Genomic DNA, 9,661 nt, shown 5'->3' on the forward strand with positions numbered 1-9,661 from the left:
CAAGCTGAACTCGCCGATACCGCCCGTGATGGTCGTGACTGTCCCGTACTGCGTTGCGGCCGGCGCGGTGATCGTCAAAGCGCTCGTGGTGACCGAGCCCGACGGACCAGCGGACGCCAGGTCTACGCCCCACTCGTTGTGCGGCTGGACGTGCACTGCGTACGGCCTGGTCCGACGGGGGATCACGCCGGTCGTGGAGGTGGAGTCGGACAGGTCCACGGTGTTGCAGTAGTGCGGACTCCCTTGCTCCCGTAGGTCGACGTCGTACCGGGTCAGACCGTCGACATCCAGCGGATCACCGGCGGTGGCATCGGACAGGTCCGGGGAGATCGTCCAGCGCGCCGCTCCTTCGGGACTCGTGGTCATCGCCACTTTGTCCGGGTGCGGGAGGTAGCGGTCGAAGTCGGGCGATGCGGAGGAACCGCCGCCGGGATCGCTGACCACGATGCTGACCCGGTCCGCGGGATCGCTGCTGTTGCCGAGGTCACCGATGGGGACCAGAAGCTCGTTCGGTTCCGCCGCTGACGTGGTGCCGAGTTGCTTGAGCGCGCCGGCCTTCAGCTGGACTGTGTTGGCAACAGGACTGCTCTCGGTCCAGGTGATCTTGAGCTGCCCCTGGGCAACGTCAGCCCAGGCGATCTGCACAGCGCCGACCGCCTGCGCCGCTTGGGCGGTCAGAGTGGTTTGCAGGCCCCAGCTGGTCAGTACTGCGGTGATCCCGACCAGTGCAACTGTCTTCTTGCGCATCTTCGTCCCCCAGCTCGTCGTCTCCCCCGAGACACCGAGAAGCTAGCAGATGTGGGTTGCCGACCGATGAGTATTCGGGGGCTGGCTCGTCTTAATGCTCAGGACGATCCAATATCGAAGAGATGGGGAGAGATCAATGCATGATCCAGAGCCGCAGACTGCCGCGGGGAAGTTGCATCTTGCGTTTTCGATGTCGCTGGACGGCTTCGTTGCCGGACCCGGTCACAGCATGGACTTCTTGGCACGAGGTACCACCCACCGTGACGGGATAGTCCAGGAGTACATCGAGGCCACCGGTGCTGTGCTCTGCGGGCGTGACGGCTTCGACAGCGCCATCGGTGACGCCCGTCCGTACGGCGGGGCGTGGGATGGCCCGATCTTCATGCTCACCCATCATCCTCAGGACGCACGTCATACCGACGACATCACCGTTCTCGACTGTTCTGTGGAGGAGGCTGTGCGGATCGGCCTGGAGGCGGCCAAGGGCAAGAACCTCCAAGTGCTCTCGGCGAACATCGGCCGGCAGCTCCTCCAGCTGGGCCTGGTCGACGAGATCGACATCCACATCGTGCCGGTCCTGCTCGGCGACGGCATCCGCTTCTACGACAACCCCGGCGGCGAGGTCGTGCAGCTGCTGCGCGACGGTGATGATCCCGACCTCACCGCCCATCTCCGCTACCGACCGATGCGCACCTCACCGCGGGAATGACGTCACCGGGCGCGCCGAGCCGGCGATACCGCAGGGTGACGAAGCAGTTCACTCTGTCCCCGCAATGGCGTGTTGGCTGCGGCGCTTCCGGTACGGTCCGGTCGGATGGCTGTGGCGGTGTGCGACCTGGCTCAGAATCGTGCCGATGCGCCGCGCAGCTGTTCCGGTCGGCGGACCCGCACCCCACCAGGGGTAGCTTGGCGGGTGCTTTGATGAGTTCCGTGACCACGGCGGACTTCGAAGTACGGACGGCGCCCTTTCAGCGGGAGTTGCTGGCGCATTGTTACCGGATGGCCGGATCCGTGCACGACGCGGAGGATCTCCTTCAGGAGACCCTGGTCCGGGCTTGGCGGGCATTCGATCGGTACGACGAGACGCGCGCGTCGCTGCGGACCTGGCTCTACCGGATCGCCACGAACACCTGCCTCACCGAACTCCAGAGCCGTGGCCGCCGGCCGTTGCCGTCCGGGTTGGTTGCCCGTGGCGACGATCCGGAAGCGCCGTTGGTTCGCGGGGAAGAGGTGCCGTGGCTGCAGCCGTTCCCGGATGCGATGACACGGACCGACCCGAACGATCCGGCGACGGTCGTCATCGAGCGGGGGAGCCTTCGGTTGGCGTTGATCGCCGCTTTGCAGTTCCTGCCGGCCAAGCAACGCGCAGTACTGATCCTGCGCGACGTACTCGCCTGGTCCGCCGCGGAGACTGCTGAAACCCTGCAGCTCACCACGGCTGCCGTGAACAGCGCCTTGCAGCGCGCCCGCGCGAAGCTCGCCGAGGTGAAGTTGGCCGAGGACGATGTCCTCGAGCCGGACGACCCGAAGTGCGTGGATTTCGTCAACCGGTACATCGATGCCTTCGAGCGGGCCGACGTCGCGGCGTTCAAGGAACTGTTGACCGAGGACGTCCTGCTAGAGATGCCGCCGTTCTACAACTGGTTCGTCGGCCGGGAGGATCATCTGCGGTTCGTCGCGCGAGTCTTCCAGGTACGCGGCACCGACTGGCGGGTCGTGCCGATCGCAGCGAACGGCCAAGCGGGCATCGCGGTCTACCGCGGCGACGATGAAGGCGTGCACAGGATTCACACCCTGCACGTCTTCACCATCACCGCGGCCGGGATCACCCACAATCGCGTCTTCCAGGACGACCAGGTGTTCGCCGCGTTCGGCCTGTCAGCTGTTCTCGACTGACCTCTCGTACTGCGCCAGAACCGCGGCGCCGATCTGGTTCGCGGAGACGAGGTTCAGGTGTATCGGCGGGTCCACCGGCGGGAAGAGCCGCTCGCCCGCTCCGACGATCGACGGAAGCGTGAGCAGCCGGTACTCGTCGACCAGGTCTTCCTTCTGCAAGGCATGGACAACTCCGAGGCTGCCGGTGATCACTACGGTGCGGTTCTCCGCACGAACCGTCTCGACGAGACCTCCGCCGAGCAGGCTGGAGTTGGACCAGGCGGACACATCCGTCAGGCTGCTGGTGACCACGACCTTGGCCATGTTGTTCATCCGCACGGAGAAGTCGTCCGTGCGATCGGGCCAGATCTTGCTGAACAGTTCCCAGGTCCGGCGGCCCAGCAGCAGCACTCCTTCGTCCATGATGCTGCCGAGCCGGAACTTGTCCCCGGACACGGCCTCCGGCCCGTGCCGGAACATCCAGCCTCCGTACGGCGTACCGGCGGAACCGTCCGGATCCGAGGTGAAGCCGTCCAGACTGAGGAACTCGATGACGATGACGCGACCCATTTCGGGGTTCCTTCCTAGCGGTCAGTAGCTGTCATCAGTACGTACTGCCGTCGGCACTGGAACTCATCGCTGTCCGGGGAGAAAGATTTCGCGACCGCCCCGCCAATAATTACGTAGCGCCTCGGAATGGAATGGTTGGCGACTACACTGGCGCTTGTGGATGCTGCGCAAGGCACGGTGAATGGCGGTCCTCGGGTCGGGCGGCCGCGGGACCCGCAGATCGATACCTCCGTGCTCAACGCGACTCTGGCGGTGCTCGACAGGTCCGGCTACGGAGGGCTGACGCTGGAGGAGGTTGCGCGGCAGGCGGGTACGACGAAGCCGGCGATCTACCGTCGCTGGCCGGGTCGGCAGCGGCTGGTCCTTGCCGCGCTCAGCCGACGGCTCGGCGCCGCGCAGGCGCCGGATACGGGGTGCACCTTGTGCGACCTCGAAGAGTGTCTGAAGGTGTTCGTCGCAGCGTTCCGCCGGATGCCGCCCAATGTGCTGGGCCCGCTGTTCGCCGACTGCGCGAACGATCCTGAGTTGCAGGTCGCGTTCATGACCACGCTGTTCGACCCGCCGCGCGCTGCGGTGAGGGAGACCCTTGATCGCGCGTACGAAAGAGGCGACCTGCGCAGCGACGTCGACCGCGAGTTGATCGTCGACCTGATCGGGTCCCTGGTGCATTACCGCGCGCTGTTCGGGCACGCGAGTACCAGCAACCGGGAGATCGAACGTGCGGTCGAGGCGCTGCTGCAAGGCATTGCGACCGACTATCCCCGGCTGCTCGAGCACAGCCGGCAGATGACCTCGAGCGGGCGACACCAGCACGCTTGAGCGGTCACCTGGTCTGTGCGGTGCCGATCGCCAGATCTGCTTCCAACGGTTCCGGGCGGGACCGAAGAGTCAAGGCGACGAGCATGGTGATCGCGATGCCGCCGGCAACAACCAGAACCGCGGAGCCGATGCCGTCCGCAGCGGCGATCCGCAGTTCCTCACCGTCGAGTCCGTGCGTACCGGCGTTGGCTACCAGTACCAATGCAGCCAGGCCTAATGCCGCCCCGATCCCCGAGCCCGTGGACGCGATCCCCGACGCGACTCCCTGCTCGCGATCGGATACCCCGGTGGAGGCTGCGATGAACATCGTGGTGAAGACGATCCCGTCGCCCACGCTGAGTGCGACCAGCCCGGGAATCAGTGCGGCGTACGAGCCGTCAGGTGACATGGTCAAGCCGATCGCGGCAGCACCGATCGCGCCGACGGCGAGGGCGCTGACCAGTGTGCGTCGCAGGCCGAAGCGCGTCACCAGCCGACCGGCGAGGGCTGATCCGGCCACCACCACGACGGTCGGTAACACGAACGCGAAGCCGGTCTCCAGTGCGTCATAGCCACGGATGTCCTGAAAGTAGAGCGACAGGAAGTACAACACCGAGCCGAAGGTGGCGGCGAACAAGGCGGCGATCGCGACGGCAGTGATGAGGGTTCGGTTACGCAGCAGGCGGGGCGGTACCAGCGGATCGCGACTCCGCCGCTCGATCGTCACCAGTGCCGCCAGTAGCAGCAGTCCGACCACTCCAGTGAGCAGAATGCCAGGAGACACCCAGCCCAAGCTCGGACCTTGGACGAGGGTGAACACGAGCAGGGTGACCGCGCCGGTGGCACTCAGCGCTCCGGGCAGGTCGAACGAACGGCTCTTGTCGCGAGCCCGGTCAGCGTCGATCAGTACCAGTGCGAGCACCAACGCGATGCCGGCGAGCGGGACACTGACCAGGAACACTGCCTGCCAGCCGAAGGCCTGGGTGAGCAGACCGCCGAGGAGCACGCCAATCACCAACCCGGAGGCGCCGGCGCCGCCCCACACCCCCAGCGCACGGTTGCGCTCGCGCCCCTCGGGAAAGGTCGTGCTGATCAGCGCCAGAGTCGTTGGAAAGACCAGCGCTCCGCCGAGACCTTGAACCGCCCGCGCCGCGAGCTGTAGCTCAGGACCGGTCGCGAGCCCGCCGGCGAGAGACGACACCGCATAGAGCCCCAGGCCCGCGACGAGTATCCGTCGCCGACCCAACAGGTCAGCCGCTCTGCCGCCGAGCAGCAGGAACCCGCTGGAAGCCACCGCATAGGTGCTGATCACCGCCTGCAGGGTCTGGGCGGAGTAGTCGAGATCGCGCGCGATGTCCGGCAGCGCGACCACGACGATGTACTGATCGAGCGAGACGATCAGCATCGCAAACGAGAGCAGCGCCAGGATGGCCGCACTGTTGCGGCTCCCCGCGCATTCGGCTTGCGGCGCCTTGGCGCAGGTAGCACGCATGCTGGAACTCCTTCGCTGAGATCGCTCGCCAATATCGTTCCGTTACGCACTATAACGTAAATACCGGATCCTGCCGACCGCGGTAGATATCGCGGATCACGCCGACCTCCGCGCCGTGGTGGATGAGTTCGTCGAGGATGTGGAGTGCGAATGACGTGCCGTCGCTGTCGGCGTACGGGCCGGCGACTATGCCCATCGGGCGGTCGAGGTCGACCTGGCTGAGCATCGAGAGTCGGCGTCGCCAGATCGTGTATGCGTTGTCCAGTGCGCGAACCGCTTCGGTGGCGCTGCCCGGCACCGGCGGGGGACCGTCAGCGGGCGAGGATTGCAGGCCGAACCAGGTCGCGGTGCGCTCGGCCTGCAGGACGTCGATGGTGATGTGCGTGATCCGCCAGGCGAGCGTCGTGAACGGCGGTGGGTCGGGCGGGCTCTCGCTCCGGTCAGCCTGGAACGAGCCGTCTGCCGTCTTGAAGACGTTCCAGCAGTCGGCGAACGGCTCCCAGAAGTACTCATCGTCAGTTAGGCCCTCCATTCGCGTCTGCAGGCGTTGCCAGGCGAAGTCGGAGAGGTCGAGCAGGTTCTGGCTGAGCATCGTCATGCCGCCACGCTAGGTGCGTGTGCGGACAGATTCGGTCCGCATGCGACGACAAGCGGCTGAGGGCGCGGCGAAGGTCTGGTCCGCTGGGCTTCGTGGCGTAGTCAATGACGCCGGTCCGCCAACAGTGTTGCTAAATGGAGGTTTCCTCCATATGGTATGTGGAAGAATCCTCCATTTAGAGCGGACAGGAGATGACGGTGGCAGAGACCGTGCTGGTGACAGGTGGTACCGGGTACGTGGCCGGGTGGTGCGTCGTCGAACTGCTCAAGCGAGGCTTCGACGTCCGTACGACGGTCCGCAGTCTCGCTAAAGAAGCTGCAGTCCGTACTGCGGTCGCGAGCGAGGTCGATCCCGGTGAGCGGCTGTCCTTCCACGTTGCCGATCTGACGTCCGACGCCGGCTGGGACACCGCCCTCGCCGGTGTCGACTATGTCCTCCACGTCGCCTCGCCGCTCGGAGATGGCAATCCGAAGAATCCCGACGACCTGATCATCCCGGCCCGCGAGGGCGCAGTACGGGTGTTGCGTGCGGCAACTGAAGCCGGGGTGAAACGGGTCGTCCTGACGTCGGCCTGCGCGGCCGCGAGCCCGTCGCTCTACACCGAAGACAGCGTCACCGACGAGACGTTGTGGACTGACCCGGACGACCCGAGGCTGACGACCTATCGGAAGTCCAAGACCCTGGCAGAGCGGGCGGCATGGGACTTCATGGCGTCGTACGACGGTCCGACGACGCTCACCACGATCCTGCCGGGTGCTGTCTTCGGGCCGGTGCTGGCGCCGGCCGACGGTGGATCCGTCCAGGTGATCGGACGGTTGCTGGACGGGCGGATGCCGGGGACGCCGCGGCTCGGATTCGAGATCGTGGATGTGCGGGATCTCGCTGACGTCCACATCCGGGCGATGACGGCGGACGCGGCGGCAGGGCAACGATTCATCGCGGTCGGAGAGTTCCTGTGGATGTCGGAGATGGCGACGGCGCTGCGGACGAGCCTGGGCGAGTCGGCCCGCAAAGTGCCGACCAGAAGGCTGCCCGACTTCGCCTTGAAGGCCATGTCACTCTTCGACTCATCCTTGCGTGACATCACCCCGGCCCTCGGCCGCAAACACCGCCACACGGCAGCCAAAGCCGAACACCTACTCGGCTGGCACGCCCGCCCAGCAACAGAAACCGTAACCACCTGCGGCCAAAGCCTCCTGACAAAGAACGCACTCTGACACGTTGCGTCCGAAGAACCTGAGGTCAGAGCCCAAGCTTCTTCGGACGCAAGCGCCTTATCAGGGAGGTCAGGGCTTGAGGTCGGTGCGGGACTGGCCGGCAGATCCCATCGGGAAGGACAGGTGCTGGTGGACCAGCTTCCAGCCGTCGGCGTCGCGCTGGAAGATCCGGGTGGCGCGGGACCAACTGTCGGCGGTTTCGGTGGTGACGTGAGTCATGCCCCAGGTGACGGCGAGGTCTTCCCGGGCCAGGACGGTCAGGTCCGGGGTTGCCAGTCCGACCTTGCCGGGCGAGTCGAGACCGGCCTTGCAGACCTCCCGTACGGCGGGCTTGCCCACGTACTGCAGCGGTTCGCCATGTTCATAACAGACGACGTCCTCCGCGATCCCATCCATCAACCCGTCCAGATCCTTCGCGGCCGTCAGTTCCGACCAGCGATCGTGCAGTTCCCGTACTTCGGAATCCGCCGCCAGATGCTCGATCGGGAACGAGTGGTGTTCGTGGCTGACGACCCAGCGGTCGTTCTCCTTGCGCAGGCCGAGTGTTAGCCGGAGTCGCTTGGCCGGGTTCTGCTTGAGTTCGTCCGGCATGCCGCACCTCAGCAGCGCGAAGGCGAACGCGACGTCCTCGCCGGCGGTAACCTCGAGCGACTCGATCTCGAACGTTGCACCGGCCGCCTGCCACTCGAAGAACCCGGGCCAGCTCTCGCGGTAAGCGTCGAGGCCGCGGACCCCGTCGTACGGGGGTGGCACGTCGAACATCACGATGTCGGCCGTGTGGTCCTCGACCAGGACCTCGAGGTCGCCGCTGTGGGCCGCGCCGGCCCAGCGCTCGATCAGTGTCCGGATCTCTTCTTCGTTCGTCATCGGGTTCACCCTTCTCGGAAGTGTGTTGTCAGCACTGGAACCCGGGCCGACGGCGAAACTCATCGCGGATCGGAAAAACTGGTCAGGCGGGCAGGTCGGCAGGTAGTCCGAAGGCACGGAAATCCGCCTCCAGGAACGAGACGACCTCGGCGATCGAGGTCCCTCGCAGCCGGACCAGGTCGAGGCCGCCGGCGACGTACCGGCCGGCCTTCTCGTCCCAGAGGTACGTGCCGAAGGCGAGCTGCCCGTTCGCCCGCGTCGGCAGGAAGCGCCACTTGTACTCCAGTACGCCGTCCTCCAGGAAACCGCGGACGCCGTCGCGGCCGGAGTACCAGATTGGCAGCGGGGGCATCGAGTACTTCGCGTCGTCGGTCAGCATCTCCACGATCGCCTCGACATCAGCTGCCTCCCAAGCGGCCATGTACCGGCGGGCGACCTCGCGCTGCGCGTCGTCGCCGAGGCTCTGCAGAGTCGCTTGCTGGCTCCTATCCGGCAGGGAGATGCTGAGGATCTTGCGGGCTCGCTGCAGCGCGCTGTTGACCGCTGCGACGCTGGTCTCAAGCAGGTCGGCCACCTCACGGGCGGCGAAGGCCAGTACGTCGCGCAGCAGCAGTACTGCACGTTGCAGAGGCGACAGGTGCTGCAGTGAGGCGACGAATGCGAGCTCGACGCTCTCCAGGGCGACCAAGCGGGTCTCCGGGCTCAACTGCTCGGTCCAGCTCAGCCGCTGTTCGGGGTACGGCTCCAGCCAGGATGTTTCGGACTGTGGCGCAGTCAAGTCAGTGGGCAGTTCCCGGCGGCCTCGCCGCTCGATCAGTGTCAGGCAGCGGTTCGTGGCGATCTTGTAGAGCCACGGCCGGATCGAGCCGCGGTCCTCGAACCGCTGGAGGTTGCTCCAAGCCCGGAGCAGGGTCTCCTGGAGTGCATCGTCGGCGTCGTGGTCCGAGCCGAGCATGCGGTAGCAGTGCGCGTGCAGCTGGCCCTGCCACGGCCCAACCAGCAGGGCAAAGGCGTCTTCGTCGCCGCCTCTAGCAGCCTCCAGCAACCCGCTATCACCTGGCACTACCTCAGGCTACGGCTGGCAGCGGTCCAGCTCGCGAGTGTCCTTGCTGCGGCCCCACTGTCGACGGCAGCACGACACCGCTCCAAACTATGGTGCAACCGCTCGAGCAGCGGCCCCTCCTCCAGCGTCGCTAGTGCTGCAGCAGCATTTAGCAGTACTACGTCTCGCACCGGCCCGGCTTCTCCGTCGAGCAAGCGATGCAGTATCTCTGCATTAGTTGCTGCACTACCGCCTTGGAGCAGCTCTGGCGTCGTCATTGTCAGGCCCAGCTCACGTGGGTCGAGTAGCTGTTCAGCAGTCGATCCACCGCTCACAGTCCAAACCCGCGACACCGCAGTCGTGGTCAGCTTGTCCAGGCCGTCCTCACCACGCACCACCAGAGCGGTGCACCCCCGACCTGCAAGCACACTGGCGATGACAGGCTGCATCCGTGC

The 9,661-nt window shown here is 66.0% G+C and carries 11 protein-coding genes and 1 pseudogene; 5 read left to right on the plus strand and 7 right to left on the minus strand.

Going from position 1 to position 9,661, the window contains the following annotated elements; translation table 11 throughout:
* A pseudogene (locus VFG33_RS21600) lies at window positions 1-747 on the minus strand (hypothetical protein); the annotation flags it as partial.
* A gap of 136 nt (window positions 748-883) precedes the next feature.
* Here VFG33_RS21600 and VFG33_RS21605 point away from each other — a divergent pair.
* From VFG33_RS21605 to VFG33_RS21610, 3 genes are all read left to right on the plus strand, one after another.
* On the plus strand, window positions 884-1,456 hold the full coding sequence (locus VFG33_RS21605; protein WP_325054726.1) for a dihydrofolate reductase family protein: 573 nt from the start codon (window positions 884-886) through the stop codon (window positions 1,454-1,456).
* A gap of 64 nt (window positions 1,457-1,520) precedes the next feature.
* On the plus strand, window positions 1,521-1,652 hold the full coding sequence (locus VFG33_RS41305) for a DUF418 domain-containing protein (RefSeq protein ID WP_414672973.1): 132 nt from the start codon (window positions 1,521-1,523) through the stop codon (window positions 1,650-1,652).
* 16 nt (window positions 1,653-1,668) lie between these two features.
* Window positions 1,669-2,643 (plus strand): sigma-70 family RNA polymerase sigma factor, encoded by a 975-nt coding sequence (locus VFG33_RS21610; RefSeq protein WP_325054727.1) that lies wholly within the window; start codon window positions 1,669-1,671, stop codon window positions 2,641-2,643.
* On the opposite strand, the gene VFG33_RS21615 is transcribed toward VFG33_RS21610, so the two are convergent.
* Window positions 2,626-3,192 (minus strand): dihydrofolate reductase family protein, encoded by a 567-nt coding sequence (locus VFG33_RS21615; RefSeq protein ID WP_325054728.1) that lies wholly within the window; start codon window positions 3,190-3,192, stop codon window positions 2,626-2,628. The two genes, VFG33_RS21610 and VFG33_RS21615, sit on opposite strands and share 18 nt — an antisense overlap.
* Before the next feature lie 126 nt (window positions 3,193-3,318).
* Between VFG33_RS21615 and VFG33_RS21620 the strand changes: the two genes are divergently transcribed.
* Window positions 3,319-4,011: a TetR/AcrR family transcriptional regulator gene (locus tag VFG33_RS21620; protein WP_325054729.1), complete on the plus strand. Its 693-nt coding sequence runs from the start codon at window positions 3,319-3,321 to the stop codon at window positions 4,009-4,011.
* A gap of 4 nt (window positions 4,012-4,015) precedes the next feature.
* On the opposite strand, the gene VFG33_RS21625 is transcribed toward VFG33_RS21620, so the two are convergent.
* Window positions 4,016-5,482 carry an MFS transporter gene (locus VFG33_RS21625; RefSeq protein ID WP_325054730.1) on the minus strand — a complete coding sequence of 489 codons (1,467 nt, stop codon included), beginning with the start codon at window positions 5,480-5,482 and terminating at the stop codon, window positions 4,016-4,018.
* A 49-nt stretch (window positions 5,483-5,531) separates the two neighbouring features.
* Window positions 5,532-6,080: a DinB family protein gene (locus VFG33_RS21630; protein WP_325054731.1), complete on the minus strand. Its 549-nt coding sequence runs from the start codon at window positions 6,078-6,080 to the stop codon at window positions 5,532-5,534.
* A gap of 197 nt (window positions 6,081-6,277) precedes the next feature.
* Between VFG33_RS21630 and VFG33_RS21635 the strand changes: the two genes are divergently transcribed.
* Entirely contained in the window at window positions 6,278-7,297 is a 1,020-nt protein-coding gene (locus tag VFG33_RS21635) for an NAD-dependent epimerase/dehydratase family protein (protein WP_325054732.1), read from the plus strand.
* 69 nt (window positions 7,298-7,366) lie between these two features.
* Here the strand turns inward: VFG33_RS21635 and VFG33_RS21640 are convergent, their stop codons facing one another.
* From VFG33_RS21640 to VFG33_RS41310, 3 genes are all read right to left on the minus strand, one after another.
* Window positions 7,367-8,164, minus strand: a complete 798-nt coding sequence (locus VFG33_RS21640) for an SgcJ/EcaC family oxidoreductase (RefSeq protein ID WP_325054733.1) — start codon at window positions 8,162-8,164, stop codon at window positions 7,367-7,369.
* Window positions 8,165-8,246: 82 nt separating this feature from the next.
* Window positions 8,247-9,227 carry a sigma-70 family RNA polymerase sigma factor gene (locus VFG33_RS21645; RefSeq protein WP_325054734.1) on the minus strand — a complete coding sequence of 327 codons (981 nt, stop codon included), beginning with the start codon at window positions 9,225-9,227 and terminating at the stop codon, window positions 8,247-8,249.
* Window positions 9,227-9,655, minus strand: coding sequence for a hypothetical protein (locus tag VFG33_RS41310; RefSeq protein WP_414672974.1), 429 nt, complete (start codon window positions 9,653-9,655; stop codon window positions 9,227-9,229). Before VFG33_RS41310 ends, VFG33_RS21645 begins: the two co-directional genes overlap by 1 nt.
* Window positions 9,656-9,661: the final 6 nt, after the last annotated feature.

The sequence above is a fragment of the Kribbella sp. genome (assembly GCF_035687465.1).
Taxonomy (GTDB): Bacteria; Actinomycetota; Actinomycetes; order Propionibacteriales; family Kribbellaceae; genus Kribbella.

What these genes read in the sequence shown, in the direction of transcription:
- VFG33_RS21605 (WP_325054726.1), top strand. Translation starts at nt 884, where the DNA reads ATGCATGATCCAGAGCCGCAGACTGCCGCGGGGAAGTTGCATCTTGCG.
- VFG33_RS41305 (WP_414672973.1), top strand. Translation starts at nt 1,521, where the DNA reads ATGGCGTGTTGGCTGCGGCGCTTCCGGTACGGTCCGGTCGGATGGCTG.
- VFG33_RS21610 (WP_325054727.1), top strand. Translation starts at nt 1,669, where the DNA reads ATGAGTTCCGTGACCACGGCGGACTTCGAAGTACGGACGGCGCCCTTT.
- VFG33_RS21615 (WP_325054728.1), bottom strand. Translation starts at nt 3,192, where the DNA reads ATGGGTCGCGTCATCGTCATCGAGTTCCTCAGTCTGGACGGCTTCACC.
- VFG33_RS21620 (WP_325054729.1), top strand. Translation starts at nt 3,319, where the DNA reads ATGGAATGGTTGGCGACTACACTGGCGCTTGTGGATGCTGCGCAAGGC.
- VFG33_RS21625 (WP_325054730.1), bottom strand. Translation starts at nt 5,482, where the DNA reads ATGCGTGCTACCTGCGCCAAGGCGCCGCAAGCCGAATGCGCGGGGAGC.
- VFG33_RS21630 (WP_325054731.1), bottom strand. Translation starts at nt 6,080, where the DNA reads ATGACGATGCTCAGCCAGAACCTGCTCGACCTCTCCGACTTCGCCTGG.
- VFG33_RS21640 (WP_325054733.1), bottom strand. Translation starts at nt 8,164, where the DNA reads ATGACGAACGAAGAAGAGATCCGGACACTGATCGAGCGCTGGGCCGGC.
- VFG33_RS41310 (WP_414672974.1), bottom strand. Translation starts at nt 9,655, where the DNA reads ATGCAGCCTGTCATCGCCAGTGTGCTTGCAGGTCGGGGGTGCACCGCT.